Consider the following 16,837-nt stretch of genomic DNA (forward strand, 5'->3'; position numbering starts at 1 on the left):
TAAATCAGCGAGTTAACTATCTAACTTGAATTTTTTAATAGAAATGTTCTCGATAGCGCGGTCTAAGTTTAGGAAGGAACTAGCGAAATCTTTGGGTTCCATGATACCGAATTAGTTTTCATGCCTTCCTTTAGTTATTGTTTTTCCTGATTTTATCTTGAATTCAATATATTCAACCCCATGTATACCTCGTATTGTTTGGTTTTCAGAGGAGAGTTAGATGGCGACGACAGTGAATGGTGCTTTCAATGAGCTCATGTCAAATCATGTCAATCTTGATGCGGGACAAGTGAAAACTGCGCGTGTTAGTCGGAATTGGTTAATAGAGCAACTGAATGAACTCTCTGATGACAACAACGACTTTCCAACCCTGTACAAAGAAGTGCATATGGGGTTTGGTTCTTTTGCTCGTTCAACCAAGAAGCGGGAACTCGATGATATCGACTACTTGCTTTGCATGAACGCTAAAGGGGTGACTTACGCTGATTACGGTGATGTTGTCTATATGCATGTCCCAGAAACCGCAGCACCTTTCAACAACCTTACACACCCTGACAGCAATCTGTTGAACTCTGCCAGAGTGATAAATCGCTTTATTAAGCACTTGAATGATGTGCCACAGTATGAAAAAGCCGAAATCAAGAGAAACCAAGAGGCTGCAACTCTTCAACTACAGTCATATCCTTGGAACTTTGATATTGTTCCTTGTTTCTTAACCTCAGTAAACGAGCACGGTAAGTCATATTATTTGATACCAGATGGTCAAGGCCATTGGAAGAAGACAGACCCACGGATTGATAAGGAAAGAACAACGAGGGTCAATCAACTGCGTGATGGTCACGTACTTCAGGTTATTAGAGCTATGAAGTATTGGAACAAGCGTCCAACAATGGCTTCTATGGGGTCTTACCTGCTTGAAAATATGATATTAGATTACTATGAAAACCACTCGGCGACACAATGGGTGGATTTAGAAGTTAAGCGTCTCTTAGCTCATATCCGAGACAATATTTTCAACAGTGTTAATGACCCAAAAGGGATACAAGGCAATATCAACAATTTGACCCCAGAGCAAAAGAATTCCATCTATTTGCGTGCTTCTGAAGACTACGATAAGGCGGTTGAGGCTGTTGACAATGAGAGCAGCAACCCTGCTTATGCCATAAGTAAATGGATAAGTGTTTTTGGCGTTAACTTTCCAACTTATGGGTGATGTATGAACGGAATCAATGTACGCCAAAACGAGCCAGAATCCATTGATAAACTGGCTGCTCAAAAGCAAATTTACAGCGATGCTAAGGTGCTGCAAGGCTGTTATCTATTTCTGTCAGTGCCTGTGATTATGCTGCTAAACATGTTGGTTAAGCCAGTGTTGATGAACGATGTTTTAGGGCTTGGTTGGAACAACGACTTAACAAACTTTATTGCCATATTTGCTCTGGCTCTAACTATCAGTGAATTGGCATGGCTAAAACCTACCATATCTAAGCTGAAGGAGAAGGCTGCAAAGATACAAGAAGACTTTGACTGCTATGTTTATGAACTTGAATGGAACGACATCCTATGCTGTAACAAACCTAGCGGTACTGATGTAAGAGAGTTTTCGGACAAATATGTGTCGAAGGGCAAGTCTAGAGGTGCGTTTGATAATTGGTACACTTCCGATGTGGAACAAGTGAGCAAGGTTAAAGGTATTCTCCTATGCCAAAATGAAAACCTAGGTTGGGATGTCATTCAGAGAGAAAAGTTTGTTAAGGCTATCATCTGGATTTCGGTCGTAAGTTTCATCTTGAGCTGCGGTGTTGCTATTTACTTAGCTTTCACAGTTAAGTCATTCATCCTCAATGCGGTGATTCCTAGCCTCCCTCTGATTTGCTATGCAATAACTAATTACTATGAAAATCGAGAAGCAATTGAGAGTAAAAAGCGGCTTAAGTCAGCAGCCAAGAAGGTTGAAGGAATGGGCGCTCCAACTATGAAGTACGCCCGAAACATTCAAAATCTGATTTTCCTAAACAGATCAACGAACAGTCTCATATTTGATTGGTATTACGATTGGCATAAAAACACTAATCAAAGGGGAGTCAGCTACGCCACGGGGCAATTAGTAAAAAAGCTAATATAGTAGCGTCAAAGTTCAGGGTGCTCCATTCTAACTGGATTTTCGTATTGTTTCATGCACCGGACTGAAGTCTAGAATATCCCTGATTTTGTATTGTTTGTCTGCAAATCCTAGCTTCTGAGCTGGGGTGAGGGGTTTCCGGTAAACCCCTTTATTCTTGAGCTTCTTAGAATCGGTCATAACATAGTTGTTATATACCCTCAGAATTTCCAGTAACATGACACTCCACTGTGGATTATAGGATGCGTAACCGTTCCACCTGTTACCATTTGTTGCCGATGTAATCGGGCGCTCTAATATATTAATTCTTCTGCGAATCATCTGGAAATAGTTATCCACCCCTTGCGTTGACCCTTCAAACATGACGTTCGCGACCTCAAACGTCATTCCTCCTGCTAACCCAGCTAGAGGCTTAAGTTGAATGGAGTGTTGTGATTTAGGGAATGGGTGAACCAGCCATTCTGACTTACTTGAACCTGATGAATGTAACTGATGTTCGATGGTTGCAGCCCAATAGTTCTGTGATAGCTCTCGCTGCTCCTTTAGTGATAGCTTGTCTTTACTTGAGCCCTTATAAGCCACTTCTTGTTCCAATAGTAGCTGCTCAGCCCAAGCTCGCTTATCCTGCATCTGACTCGCGTTGTTTCGATCCGCTCGTATTAGTATTGGTAGCAGCTTTTCCTCCTGAATCAGCTCGCGCAAAACCAAACAGATCCCTAACTCAAATCCTTCATCATCGTCAGCCATCAGGTAGATTGATCCCATGTGCTCATAGTAATTTTTCATGGCTTCAAGGTGAGCCATTAGTGAGAAAGTTTGTTGAACCAGTAACCCTTTATTGGGGGTCTTTAATGAAAGGTTATCCTTAACGTCATCACTCTGTATTTCGTTGTCAGCAAAAACATATTGGGCATACTTCCGCTTCCATTCCGGCTTTTCATTATCCCGACGCATTTTGTTGTCGCGACGAATAGACTCCCAATCGGACGTATGGTCGAAGTTAATGGTGCTCGCAAACACAAACCTACTCTCGTTGTCTACGGTGCTCGTATTTACAAGCTTTGTTGGTCGGGCATCCTCCCTGTCTATCCAGTTTACCAAGTAGTGCTGTCTATCCATGCTCACGATAAACTCTTTTTTATTGATGATGCTTATGTTGTTCTGGATATGCCATTGGTCAAACTCGATACATTGTTTATAAAAGAACTCTATTTTTTGGTAAATCAGAGCCATAGAGATACCCAGTTGTTCAGATAAGCGATTAAAGATCCCTTTGTTAACCAAACCGCTAAACAACGCTTCGTTGACATCAATACGCTTTTGCCCGTACTGCCCGTTTAACGGGAGATTGAACTGATTTTTACAGGCATTGCACTCAATCCTCTGTGCTGCCAGATGTTCTTGCCCTTTAAAAGTAGAGTAGTTCAATCCCCGTAGAGTATATCGGGATGGTTTCTTAAGGAAATCTACACCGGAGTTCCTACAGGGGCGTTTACGCCTCCTTGAATTTTTTAATCCCTTGTCAGGGCATGGGCGGGGAGCAGTGCTATAAAGAGATCGTATACGAATTGACTCTAAGACAAAGGCTCTGTTGTTGACCAGCTTGGTGCTTGACCCGCACAGCTTACAGGTTAAAGACTTTCCGTTTCTACTGTTGGTAAACTTGTAGTCATTACCCAACCCCCGCTTAGGCTCACCTGTCTTCTTCCTTGTCGGGTTTAAAGCTGGCACACCATAGTTGCTACAGTTGGGGTTTTTACAGTGATTCAACTGAATCAGCTCACTACTTTCAGGATGGTTATAAGCTCTTGGGATTGGTAGAGACTCTTTCTGGTTGCGCTCGTTCTGGTGAGGGGTTCGGTCTAAAGGGCGTTCGTTACTATGATGTAGCTCGATATACAGCGATGCGGCCAGCTCAGCATCAATAGCCGCTCCATGGACTTTTCGTTGACTGATGTCGATACCATATCTAATACAGGCAGAGTCGAGCTTTATCCACTTTCCGCTATTTTCTTTCGTTGCAAAATCCAGCATTAAGCACGAAGACTCAAAGTCTCGGCTGAAAACCACATCGAATCCACACCGATCATACTCAGCCTGTAGAAACGACATGTCGAAGTCTCTGTTGTAAAAAGAAAGTTCAGCACCATCAATGAACTTGAAGAACTTTTCTGCGATATCGGAGAACTTAGGTTGCCGTGAGAGAAACTCATCAGTCAACCGATGAACTTTGAGAGCTTTAGGTGTGCTTTTTTTACCTTCAGGGTTGATATAGGTGTTGAATACATTACCCGTAGGCTTACCGTCGACAATTTCAACGCCAGCTAAGTTAATCACACGGTGCCCTCCTTTCATTGGTGAAAGCCCCGTTGTTTCGGTATCAATCACAACAACCCTGTGCATACTGTCTCCAACTTGCTACATACTGTATTCCAATGATAAATCAAAAATTACAGTTAGCAACATAACACCATGTATTTTAAGGGTTATTTTATATCTTTGAACTATATTTTAATGATAACGTGCATCTATGTTATTGAATATAAAGGATATAAAAAAAGGATCTCGTCAATTGAGATCCTTAATAACTTATCAGCCTACGATAATCGCGCCTTTTTTAAACTGCCATTATATTAGATTTGAGGCGTATCAGTATGCACACCAAAATTTTGGCCACGGTGGCGCAGTAAATGGTCTAATAAAACGATAGCTAGCATCGCTTCTGCAATCGGCACTGCACGAATACCAACGCAAGGATCATGACGCCCCTTGGTAATAAGCTGGGTCGCTTCACCTTGTTTATTAATCGTATTACCCGGTACGGTAATGCTAGATGTCGGTTTCAGAGCAATATTAGCCACGATATCTTGGCCAGTTGAGATGCCGCCTAGAATGCCACCAGCATGATTTGATGCAAACCCTTGTGGTGTCAGCTCATCTCTGTGCTCACTGCCTTTTTGAGAGGCAACCTCGAAGCCATCGCCAATCTCAACCCCTTTCACCGCATTGATGCTCATCAGTGCGTGAGCAATATCGGCATCTAAGCGATCAAAGATCGGTTCTCCCAATCCTACCGGCAAACCTTTCGCCACTACCTGAAGCTTGGCGCCAATTGAATCGCCATCTTTCTTGAGATCACGAATCAGTTGGTCAAACTTATCGACAGCAGCCGCATCAGGTGAGAAGAATGGGTTATTTTCAATTTCATTGAAATCAACGTTTTCTATTTTTACATCACCCATTTGGGTCAAATAAGCATGGATCTCGACACCAAATTCTTGGGCAAGATACTTCTTAGCAATTGCACCAGCTGCCACTCGCATTGCAGTTTCACGCGCAGAAGAGCGACCACCGCCGCGATAATCACGCACACCGTATTTTTGATGGTAGGTATAATCCGCATGCCCTGGGCGGAATTTATCTTTTATCTCAGAGTAATCTTTAGAGCGTTGATCGGTATTTTCAATCAACAAACCAATAGACGTGCCGGTAGTTTTCCCCTCAAATACACCCGCAAGGATCTTAACTTCATCCGGTTCGCGACGCGCGGTAGTATATCGAGAAGTACCTGGACGACGACGGTCGAGATCTTTCTGTAGATCTGCTTCAGTAAGCTCTAACCCCGGAGGACAGCCATCTACTACACACCCAAGAGCAATGCCGTGGCTCTCACCAAAGGTAGTGACTCGAAAGTGTTGTCCTATGCTATTTCCTGCCATGACTTCCTCGTTGTAGCTTGTTTTTATTTGCAATTCCTCAATAGTCCACATATCAACGAGACTTGTAAAGGGCACAAATAAAAAAACAGCCCACAAAGGGGCTGTTTATAAACCGAAGTCGCTCGATTAATCTAAATACAGTGCAAATTCTTCACCGTGTTCAACACATTGTTGTCGAGTCAGCATAAATACGCCATGACCACCGTTCTCAAACTCTAGCCACGTAAACGGCACCTGAGGGTATTGGTCCATAACATGTACCATAGAGTTACCCACTTCACATATCAAGATACCATTGTCAGTAAGGTATCTTGGTGCGTTAGCAACAATGCGACGCATCAATTTTAGACCATCACTGCCCGCTGCTAGCCCCAATTCAGGCTCATGCTTAAACTCTTCAGGAAGCGAGTTCATGTCTTCTTCATCGACATAAGGCGGATTGGTTACTATGAGGTCGTATTTCTCTTCCACTAAATCGCGGAACAGATCAGAGCGAATAGGAATAACCTGTTCTTCTAGACCATGGTCTTGAATATTTTGTTCAGCCACCTCAAGTGCATCACTTGAGATATCAATCGCATCTACTTCCGCATCAGGAAAGGCGTGCGCACAAGCGATTGCAATACAACCAGAGCCAGTACACATATCCATAATACGACGTGGCTGTTCAACCAACCACGGCTGGAATTGATTATCGATCAACTCTCCAATCGGAGAACGGGGCACCAGTACGCGCTCATCAACGAAGAACTCCATACCACAGAACCAAGCCTTGTTAGTGATATAAGCCGTTGGAGTACGTAGATTAATACGCTGAATAACACGCTCCACGATGCGTAGGCGTTCACTACTGGTTAATCTTGTATTCAAGACATGAGACGGAACATCGATAGGTAAGTAGAGGGATGGTAAGATCAGTTGAACTGCTTCATCCCACGCGTTATCGGTACCGTGGCCATAAAACAGTCCTGCAGCATTATATCGGCTAACAGTCCAACGAATCATATCCTGCAGTGTGTGAAGTTCAGACACTGCTTCTTCTACAAAAATCTTATCCAAAATTTTCTCCAAAAAGCGCTACAATACTGCCCAATCACAGTTTGATCGGTTAGTGACCCATGAGCAACACAGAAGATGATGACTTTGCATTGTTCCAAGAAGCAGTACAGGGCATTAAAAAGTTACATCAGGATACCATAATCCAGAAACCAAAAAGAGAAACAAAACAAAAACAGCAACAAAGATTTGATCGTGAAGCAAAAGATAGCGAGTTTTTCTTTTCCGATGAGTTTGTTCCACGCCTAAGCGAAGATGGCCCAACTCGATATGCGCGTGATGATGTCTCTAAATATGAGGTTAAACGCCTGCGCCGCGGCGTATACGTACCGGACGTTTATCTTGATATGCATGGCATGACACAAAATGAAGCCAAACAAGAGTTAGGGGCAATGATAGCCCACTGCGTCAAAGAAAATGTGCACTGTGCTAGCGTCATGCACGGTATTGGCAAACATATCTTGAAACAAAAAGTCCCATTATGGCTGGCACAACATCCGGATGTCATGGCCTACCACCAAGCCCCTTTAGAGTTTGGCGGTGCTGGCGCTTTACTTGTGTTGATCTCTATTCCTGAAAAGTAATGATCTTTTGTAGACTGTCCCACGTAACCATTGAGGCATAATGCATTTACGAGGGACAGGTTATGATTATCGATACATTAAAAAAGAACATCCGACTACAATTCTTGGGGCTATTAAGCCTTGCCATATTTAGCTTTTCAGCTAACGCGGGTCATCATGGTATGAAGAAAGACATTGTTGACATCGCGGCAGGTAATCCAGATTTTTCAACCCTAGTCACAGCCATTAAAGCTGCGGGATTGGTAGACACATTAAAAAGCGACGGTCCATTTACGGTATTTGCACCTACCAACGAAGCATTTGCCAAGCTACCCAAAGGCACCCTTGACAAACTGCTGATGCCAAAAAATAAAGATAAATTGGTCGCCGTGCTAACCCATCACGTGGTGGCGAGTAAGGTAATGGCAAAAGATGTGGTGAAACTTGACTCCGCAAAAACCGTGCATGGGGACATGGTGATGATTAAAACTAGCGGCGGTACGGTAATGATAGACAACGCCACAGTAACTAGCACCGACATCAAGGCTTCTAACGGGGTAATCCACGTTATCGATACAGTGCTTATTCCGAAGTAAATCAGCTCTAGGCCCTAGCGGCCTAGAACCCAGAACACAAACTTTTTACACCTATGGCGCGATATGCCACTCAATCTGCCCAGATTGCTTAGACAAATCAAAATCTATTGCCGCAAAACCTGAGGTAGGAAACATAGGCGCAGACATATTATCGACAAACTCTGCGGTTAAGTAGCCTACCAAAGGCAGGTGCGAGACAATCAATACTGAGTCTAGATTTCGAGTTTCCGCTAAAGCGCAAACATATTGATACACATCATCTGATTGCCCGTACGGGGTAATATCTTCTGAGGTTTCAACGCTTTGTGCGTTAAAGTTATCCGCAATACACTGCCAAGTCTGCTGAGCGCGAATATATGGGCTAACTAAAACCAAATCAAAGTGTTTAATCCCATGCTCTGCAACAGCTTGGGCAACTTGTATAGACTGGGTCTCTCCTCGCGCAGTTAAGGTACGCTCAGCATCGGACGCCGCAAATGTACCTGCCTCTCCATGACGCATAATAAATACTTTCATTGAATCCATTTCTCTTTAATACATAAGGAACTGTTGCCCTATTACAGCGAAACTGACTATTACGGGACAATCAAACATACGTTTATGAATCAAAAGCCTACACCATTTAGCCAATAAACACCCTGATAAAGGAAACATTTTCTAAAAATATTCCATTTCTATTTGCGTCATACTCAAGCTTCGTCATACTTGATAACTACAAGTGTTCCAATAACTTAGGTGATCAGTGTGCACACCAGTCCCAATGACAACAATCTCTATCGTTCTGTGACATTAGATAACCAATTACAGGTCATCTTAGTTCAAGACCCACAAGCCACCCGCAGCGCGGCTTCACTTGCGGTAAGAGTGGGCCACTTCGACGACCCTAGTGACCGAGAAGGGCTGGCACATTTTTTAGAACATATGCTGTTCTTGGGTACCTCGAAATACCCGAATACCAGCGACTTCCAAACATTTATTAGCCAACATGGCGGCAGCAATAATGCGTGGACTGGCACTGAGCATACCAATTACTTTTTTGAGGTTGCGCCTCAATATTTTGAGCCTGCACTGGACAGGTTTAGCCAGTTTTTTATTGCACCATTATTTAACGAAGAAGCATTGGATAAAGAGCGTCAAGCGGTAAACTCTGAATATCAGATGAAGCTCAATGACGACGCGCGACGTTTCTATCAAGTACAGAAAGAAACCGTTAATCCTGAGCACCCTTTCTCCAAATTCTCCGTCGGCAATGAGCAAACCCTTGCCGATAGAGAATCGGGTTCTATTCGTGATGAAATCATTGCCTTTCACAGTACCCACTATTCCGCGGATCTAATGTCCTTAGTACTGGTCGGCCCTCAAGCTTTAGACCAACAACAGCAGTATGCTGAGCAACTGTTTGCTGATATTCCAAATAAGGCATTACAAGATAAATCTGTCGACATTGAACTGCTGAGTGATAAACAGCAACAACAATGGATAGAGTTAGAGCCGGAAAAAGAGGTTCGAAAACTGAGCCTATCGTTCTCTTTTCCTAACACTCAAGCCTTCTATAAAACCAAGCCGCTCTCGTATTTGGCACACCTCATTGGCTATGAAGGCCCGGGTAGCTTAACCCTGTATCTAAAGAATCGTAACTGGATCACCTCACTTGCCGCAGGCGGTGGGGTAAGTGGTAGCAATTTCCGTGAATTTAGTATCGGTTGCTTGCTAACTGCTGACGGTTTAGAGCATACCGAAGAGATAGTTGAAGCGATATTTTCCTATATCAAACTGGTTCAACAACAAGGTATCGAGCAGTGGCGCTATCAAGAAAAAGGCGCAGTATTGGAATCGGCGTTCCGCTTTCAAGAATCGATAAAACCGATGGATCTTGCCAGTTACCTGTCTATTAATTTACAAAATTTTCCTGCGCACGATGTCATCTATGGTGATTATCAGATGAGTGATTTTGACGTTGAGCTTATTAATCAGTTCGCATCAAAGCTCGATGTGAGTAACCTACGTGTGTGGATAACGGCCAAGGGGCGACACTATGATCGCACTGCAAAATGGTACTATACCCCCTACTCCACTAAGGCATTTACCGATACCCAAATAGCGCGCTGGGACAACCCTCAATCCATAGATGAATTCCAATTACCGCCGCGTAATCCTTTTATTAGCTATGACTTAGACCCTAAGCCATTAACTGCAGAACAACCGCTACCCGAACTCATAGAACAACTGCCAGGTTTTAGATTGTGGCACCTACAAGAGCCGGTATTTCGCGTGCCGAAAGGCTCACTTTATATTGCTATCGACAGCCCTTGTTCAGTTACTGATGCTAAGAGCATTGTCACTCTGCGCCTATGTGTAGAGCTATTCATGGAAACCATGTCCAGGCTGTCATACCAAGCTGAAATTGCAGGTATGAGCTACAACATGTATGCGCACCAAGGCGGTATTACCCTGACCTTAAACGGATTTAGTGATAAACAGCCGCAATTATTACGCATGATATTAGAGAAATTTGCCGACCGCCATTTCGATGCCGAACGTTTTGAGATAATCAAAGCGCAGATGCTACGCAAGCTAGGTAATGCCAGCAAAGACCGCCCCCTATCGCAACTTTTTAATCAGATGTCAGGGCTATTGCAGCCAAATAACCCTCCAGCGCCAGAGCTACTTGAAGCCTTACAGCAGGTTACCATCGATGAGCTACCTGCCTTTGTGAAGCAATTTTTAAGTAAACTGTATGTAGAGATGTTTGTGTACGGTGATTGGACGCGAACGGCGGCAAAAAACGTAGCAAATGAGCTAAAAGACGCTTTAAGGGTTGAGAACCAGCAATATAAAGAGTCACTGCGCCCGCTGATCATGCTCGGTGATAGCGGTACCTTCCAAAAAGCGATAGATTGTAAGCAGAGCGATTCAGCTGTCGCTATCTACTATCAAGGCATAGATTCAGAGCCTAGCTCTATCGCGACCTTTACCTTAGCCAATCACTTAATGTCATCGGCATTTTTTAATCAAATTCGCACCAAGCAACAACTCGGCTATATGGTTGGAACCGGCAATATGCCCCTCAATCGCTATCCAGGGATCGTGCTATATGTACAATCTCCAGTTGCACCACCGAGTGTATTAACCCAAGCCATAGATGAATTCTTGAATGCTTTCTATATGGTGCTACTCGAGCTGACTGAAGCCCAGTGGCAGAGCAGCAAGCAAGGTCTGATTAATCAAATTGACGCCCCTGATACCAATATGCGCGCCAAAGGCCAGCGACTTTGGGTGTCTATTGGCAATAAAGACCTCGATTTTAATAACAAGTCACAGGTAGTCAGCGAATTGCAGCAGCTTACCCGTGCCGATATGATCCGTTTCGTGGTAGAAAAATTAAAACCTCGCACCGCTAACCGCCTCATAATGCACACCCAAGGAGAAGCCCACCAGCAAGCGCCACATCTCAATCTAGGACAAGAAATTGGATCTATACGAGAATTTCAACTTCGCCCCAAAGACATTGAGCTAGGTTAGCTTTACTCAATTATGTCGTATCTGTTACATTCTGCCCAAAAGTAGTACAGCTAGTTGGGAATCATGGATCAGAAGCAGAGCGACATCGTTGAATTTGGTGATACGTTACATCGAAGTGGTTGCCCTCCATATAAGGTTGAGAGATATACCCAACTCTATGCTCAACAAAGACAGACTGAGGTAATGGTTCAAGCGCTACCTACCTCAGTCAACTATCAATTTCCTAAAGATAACAACAAGGTAGTTATGCGGCGTATGGCACCAGCGTCGATAAACCTTAGCCTATTATCACAAACCATTGAGCGCCTACACAGTTGTAATACCAAGTCGGATAATGCACCGTTTCGTTATTCAAAATGGATTATGGCACTTGCTAATATGTCTATCCCTCCGGCTTACTTGATGCTGGTCGGAAGTACAATGGAAGCGGTTGGGTGCGCTGCTATCCTTGGCTTTTTAGTATGGTTATGCCAATTAATGCTCGCAGGTAGACGCTCGATCGCGGTTGAGTTTGTGTCTGCCCTTTTAGTGGGTATCGGTGTGGCGTGGCTGAGCAGTACTGGATTGCCGATTCCGGTATACACGTTATGTATCGCCGCCGTGATTCTATTCGTCCCCGGACTCTCCATTGCCAATGCCCTTGAATGCCTTGCATTCAATGACTTAGTCTCTGGCAGTAGTTTATTGGGCTACAGCGCACTGACCCTACTACAACTGTTTATTGGTATCTTTATCGGCATCCATATTGGGGAAAACCTATGGCTTGCCACAGATTCAATCACCTACGTTAATGACATCCCTCTTTGGATGCATATCACCGCTGTTCCATTAATATCTATCGCAATTGGCGTCATTTTCAACGCAAAACCCCGAGACATGCTGCTAGGTTTACCGGTCGCAATTTTAGGTATGTGGGGGCCATTGTATCTCGATTTTGGAAGTGGTTGGATTGTAGGGACTTGGGTAACCACGATGTTGATTACCTTCTATGGGACTTGGGTTGCAAAGCTGATGCGCCTAACCGGTTCCATCTATATCTTACAAGGTATTATCATCCTAGTACCCGGCAGTCGTGTACTGGTCAGTGCCAGCCAAACCGTATTTGAGCAATCCATCTTGCCTATCCCTAGCATTGGATTATCTGCACTATTTATGTTCTCCGCCATAGTTGCAGGCCAGGTTACCGCATACTCGCTGTACCCACCTAAAGATGAATAGGAGGAGCGGTTCTGTGGTCCTGCGGTTCTGTGGGTGGCATCATCGCAACACCGCAACATCGATACTGCACCGCCTATAATTGAACCCCAGAGATCACGGATGCCGGCTTAAAACACCACCGGCAAGACGGGGAGGAGCGGTTCTATGGTGCTGTGGTTCTGTGGTTCTGTGGTTCTGTGGTTCTGTGGGTAGCATCATCGATACACCGGTACACCGGTACACCACAACCTAGCCCCCAGAACCCCATCCCCTTAATAAAACCGTCGTTTCTCTTTCGCCCTATCAACCATTGCCTGGCACGGTTTAAAGCGTTCGCCGTATTTCAGCTCAAACTCAGCCATTTTTTCAATCAGATTGTCTAAGCCATAGTGGTCCATAAAGCGGAATGGTCCGCCGGTAAATGGAGGGAAACCGATACCAAAGATAGCACCAATATCACCATCTCTAGGGCTGGCGATAATACCTTCATCTAGGCAACGTACAGCCTCGTTAAGTAAAGGAATCACACAGCGTAACGCAATATCATTTTCGTCAATAGATTTAGAAGGGGTTAACTTAAGTAGATTGTAGACGGCTTTATCAACCTTCTTATCTTTGCCTTTATAGGTATAAAAGCCTTTCCCTACCTTACGCCCTTTGCGACCATCATTTAGCAGGATATCGAACAGGTCCGGCCCTTGAAATCTATCTCCGAGTTCCTTAACCAAAATTGGCATTATTTTGGCGCCAATATCTACCCCTACCTCATCTAATAAAGTAATCGGTCCAACAGGGAAGCCAAAGTTAAGCAATGCGTTATCGATATGCTCGATCTCTTGCTCTGCCATCAACACCTGCGCTGCTTCATTCATATAAGGCGCTAAAATGCGATTCACATAAAATCCTGCACTGTCTTTTACCACGATAGGCGTTTTACCCTGCTTACGCGCAAGCGCGACCACAGTTGCAACCGTTTCATCGGAGGTCGTGGCATGCGGGATAACCTCAACCAATGGCATTTTTTCTGCTGGGCTAAAATAGTGTAAACCCACAACATTTTGTGGCTTCTTCGCTCCCTCAGCTATCTGATAAATAGGCAGCGATGAGGTATTTGAAGCAAATATAATGTCTTTATCAGACAGCGCCTCAACGTCTTTAACCATAGATTGCTTAAGCTCGAGATCCTCAAACACCGCTTCGATAACCACTTGGGTTTTCTCAAAGCCTAGATAATCCGTTCCACCACGGAGTTGCCCCATTTTAGATTGAAGCTGCGCCTTAGAGAGAATGCGACGTTTAAGCTGCTTCCCAAATAGCTTGTAGTTATAAGAAAGCGCATTAAGCACGCCATCTTCACCGACATCTTTCAACTTAACCGGCAATTTTGCCTTGGCTAAAGACACGTGCGCGATGCCAGCCCCCATCAATCCGCCGCCAAGCACACCAACTTGGCTTACAGCCTTAGGTTTTGCATCGCCAAAGTGCTCTTTTTTCATCTCAGTCGTGGCGAAAAATAACGAGCGTAGCGCTTTAGATTCAGGAGTCATTACCAGCTCACCAAATTGTTGAGCTTCTTTTTCAAACCCTTTGACCATCCCTTTTTCAAGACCAAATTGCATGACCTCTAAAATCTTGTCGGCTGCTGGATAATTGCCTCGGGTTTTGGCTCGAGTCTTTTTGGCAGCTTGATCAAAAATCACCTTGCGGCTAACGGAAATATTGGTGATTAACTTTTCTTTTGAAGACGCTTTACGCTTACGCTTTGATCTAACCGCAAACTGCTTGGCTGCCTCAAACAATATCGAATCTGGTACCGCAGCATCAACTAAGCCTAATTTTTTGGCTTTCTTAGCTCGAACTTGTTTTCCGGTCAGGATCAGATCAAGAGAAGACATCAAGCCAATTAGACGCGGCAAGCGCTGCGTGCCACCTGAGCCAGGTAGTAGGCCCAATTGCACCTCAGGTAATCCTAAACGCGTAATGTCATCGTCAGTACAAACTCGGTAATCACAGGCTAAAGCAAGCTCTAATCCACCACCTAGGCATGGCCCATGAATTGCAGCGACCACCGCAAACGGTAGCTTTGATAGCTCGGAAAATATCTGCTGACCGGTAGCAGCCAACGCGGTAGCTTCATCTGCACTAGTGCAAGCATCTAGCATCTTAACATCCGCACCTGCCACAAAATTATCGGGCTTAAGTGAGTGTATGATAAGGCCCTTAATATCAGCAGATTTGTCATTTAATTGTGCAAGAATATCCTTCATTTCGTCTGCAAATGCCGCTTGCAGGGTATTCATCTTCTCGCCTTGAACATCAATCGAAAGCCACGCTAGTTGCTCACTATCTATATTCAAATTAAAGGTATTTTGTTCACTCATTATTCGACCTCCAAAATCATAGCTGCGCCCAAGCCGCCCGCCGCACAAGCAGTATTTAGAGCTAAACCGCCCCCGCGACGTTTAAGCTCACGCAGTGTTTGAGTGATCATACGCGCTCCTGTTGCGGCAAATGGATGGCCGTATGCAATTGACCCCCCAAGGACATTAAACTTGTCCATATCCACCTCTCCAATAGCACGGCTTCGGCCTAGCTTGTCTTGCGCAAACTTATCGCTGGCAAACATCTTAAGATTGGCTAGGGTTTGAGCTGCAAACGCCTCGTGCATATCTATTAGCGTCAGGTCGGATAAGGAAATACCCGCTCGGTCTAAGGCCATTGGCGTCGAATAAGACGGTCCCATCAGCATATCTTTATCTACTTGAGTGGCACTAAAGGCATAAGAGCGAATAAAGCCCATGATCTCTAAGCCAAGCTCTTTGGCTTTGGCTTCACTCATCAACATAATTGCAGCCGCGCCATCGGTTAATGGCGTGGCATTGGCCGCTGTCACGGAGCCATACTGCCTATCAAAGGCTGGCCTTAACTTGGCATACCCCTCAATAGTGGAGTCAAATCGAACGTTATTATCTTGGCCTAACCATGATTTATACGGCGCCGGATAAGCAGTCATGACCTCATCTCGTATCAAGCCTTCATTCCACGCATGAGCGGCAAAAGAATGCGAACGATGCGCTAGTGCATCTTGATCTTGGCGTGAAATACCGTGTGTCTTGGCCATTTGCTCAGCAGTCTGTCCCATAGACAAACCGGTAGAGTATTCTGCAACAGCTGGAGGTACGGGCATCAGATCCTTCATTTTGAAGCTCTTAAGGATCTTAAGCTTTTGGGGCAAGGTTTTGGTTTTACTTAAGGCAAGCAGGTTTGCTGCCAAGGTTTTGCTTACACCAATAGGCAGCACTGAGGAGGAATCCGCACCACCTGCAATACCTATCTCTACGTTGCCCGCAACAATCGAATCAATCACGTTCGCCGCCGCCTGGAAACTGGTGGCACAAGCGCGAGTCACACTGTAAGCGTCGGTATTGATATCCATACCCGTGCCTAGCACTATCTCTCGAGCAATATTTGGCGCGGCGGGCATCTGCACAACCTGCCCAAACACAACCTGATCAATGAGTTTCGGATCAATATCCGTTCTTGCAAGCATCTCGCTTACGACCATTTTCCCTAAATCTAGAGCCGGTACATCTTTAAACTCAGTACTTTGCCTTGCAAACGGCGTTCGCAGGCCAGCGACGACAGCGATTCTAGCTCCCTGTCGCGTAGTCAATTGCTGTATTCCCATTACACTTCCTTTTTCACAGGTCAGACCTGATCAAGTGTAACGAAAATGTTAATTAGTTCAAAACATTATTCTAGCAAACTAGATCTAAGGCAAAAAAAAACCACACCCAAAGGCGTGGTTAAGTTAGTTAGCACGATGTACTACTCATCGTGCCAACCTCACTGCGTAACGTCATAACTCTAAAAGAGAACCTAGGCAGTGAGTAGAGTGATATCAATCTAAATGGAAACCGTTAACAGTCACCACATAAAGGCGACTTAAACGACAGCCGCTACTATAGTGCCTATCGAAAATGGTTCATTGAACTAGATCAATATTTACTAAGCACTTATATATTATTAATCAATAGATTGAATATGCTATCGTAGATATAT

Annotated in this window: 12 protein-coding genes; 6 read left to right on the forward strand and 6 right to left on the reverse strand. The window is 44.5% G+C overall.

Features of this window, described 5'->3' with window-relative positions:
- Positions 1-220: 220 nt before the first annotated feature.
- Positions 221-1,213: a nucleotidyltransferase family protein gene (locus OCU28_RS07350; RefSeq protein ID WP_261815563.1), complete on the forward strand. Its 993-nt coding sequence runs from the start codon at positions 221-223 to the stop codon at positions 1,211-1,213.
- A 3-nt stretch (positions 1,214-1,216) separates the two neighbouring features.
- Positions 1,217-2,125, forward strand: a complete 909-nt coding sequence (locus tag OCU28_RS07355; RefSeq protein WP_261815564.1) for an S-4TM family putative pore-forming effector — start codon at positions 1,217-1,219, stop codon at positions 2,123-2,125.
- Between the two features lie 27 nt (positions 2,126-2,152).
- On the opposite strand, the gene OCU28_RS07360 is transcribed toward OCU28_RS07355, so the two are convergent.
- From OCU28_RS07360 to prmB, 3 genes are all read right to left on the reverse strand, one after another.
- Positions 2,153-4,525: an exonuclease domain-containing protein gene (locus OCU28_RS07360; RefSeq protein ID WP_261815565.1), complete on the reverse strand. Its 2,373-nt coding sequence runs from the start codon at positions 4,523-4,525 to the stop codon at positions 2,153-2,155.
- 230 nt (positions 4,526-4,755) lie between these two features.
- Positions 4,756-5,841, reverse strand: coding sequence for a chorismate synthase (gene aroC / locus OCU28_RS07365; RefSeq protein WP_261815566.1), 1,086 nt, complete (start codon positions 5,839-5,841; stop codon positions 4,756-4,758).
- 126 nt (positions 5,842-5,967) lie between these two features.
- Positions 5,968-6,900: a 50S ribosomal protein L3 N(5)-glutamine methyltransferase gene (gene prmB, locus OCU28_RS07370; protein ID WP_261815567.1), complete on the reverse strand. Its 933-nt coding sequence runs from the start codon at positions 6,898-6,900 to the stop codon at positions 5,968-5,970.
- Positions 6,901-6,959: 59 nt separating this feature from the next.
- Here prmB and smrB point away from each other — a divergent pair, with 59 nt between their 5' ends.
- Together smrB and OCU28_RS07380 are read left to right on the forward strand one after the other, a co-directional pair.
- Complete coding sequence (gene smrB / locus OCU28_RS07375) at positions 6,960-7,481, forward strand: endonuclease SmrB (protein WP_261815568.1); 522 nt, start codon at positions 6,960-6,962, stop codon at positions 7,479-7,481.
- A gap of 62 nt (positions 7,482-7,543) precedes the next feature.
- The gene (locus OCU28_RS07380) at positions 7,544-8,056 is read left to right on the forward strand and encodes a fasciclin domain-containing protein (protein WP_261815569.1); all 513 of its coding nucleotides are present in this window, start codon (positions 7,544-7,546) and stop codon (positions 8,054-8,056) included.
- Positions 8,057-8,107: 51 nt separating this feature from the next.
- Here the strand turns inward: OCU28_RS07380 and sixA are convergent, their stop codons facing one another.
- Positions 8,108-8,572, reverse strand: coding sequence for a phosphohistidine phosphatase SixA (sixA, locus tag OCU28_RS07385; protein WP_261815570.1), 465 nt, complete (start codon positions 8,570-8,572; stop codon positions 8,108-8,110).
- 228 nt (positions 8,573-8,800) lie between these two features.
- On the opposite strand from sixA, the gene OCU28_RS07390 reads away from it, so the two are divergent.
- The gene (locus OCU28_RS07390) at positions 8,801-11,578 is read left to right on the forward strand and encodes an insulinase family protein (protein ID WP_261815571.1); all 2,778 of its coding nucleotides are present in this window, start codon (positions 8,801-8,803) and stop codon (positions 11,576-11,578) included.
- A gap of 63 nt (positions 11,579-11,641) precedes the next feature.
- Positions 11,642-12,796 carry a threonine/serine exporter family protein gene (locus tag OCU28_RS07395; RefSeq protein ID WP_390623763.1) on the forward strand — a complete coding sequence of 385 codons (1,155 nt, stop codon included), beginning with the start codon at positions 11,642-11,644 and terminating at the stop codon, positions 12,794-12,796.
- 251 nt (positions 12,797-13,047) lie between these two features.
- Here OCU28_RS07395 and fadJ read toward each other — a convergent pair whose 3' ends face one another.
- Together fadJ and fadI are read right to left on the reverse strand one after the other, a co-directional pair.
- Complete coding sequence (gene fadJ, locus OCU28_RS07400) at positions 13,048-15,156, reverse strand: fatty acid oxidation complex subunit alpha FadJ (RefSeq protein ID WP_261815572.1); 2,109 nt, start codon at positions 15,154-15,156, stop codon at positions 13,048-13,050.
- A complete protein-coding gene (gene fadI, locus OCU28_RS07405) occupies positions 15,156-16,463 on the reverse strand; it encodes an acetyl-CoA C-acyltransferase FadI (protein ID WP_261815573.1) in 1,308 nt (435 codons plus the stop codon). The genes fadJ and fadI overlap by 1 nt, the downstream gene beginning before the upstream one ends.
- Positions 16,464-16,837 lie beyond the last annotated feature (374 nt).

It is taken from the genome of Vibrio gallicus, assembly GCF_024346875.1.
GTDB classification, from domain to species: Bacteria; Pseudomonadota; Gammaproteobacteria; order Enterobacterales; family Vibrionaceae; genus Vibrio; species Vibrio gallicus.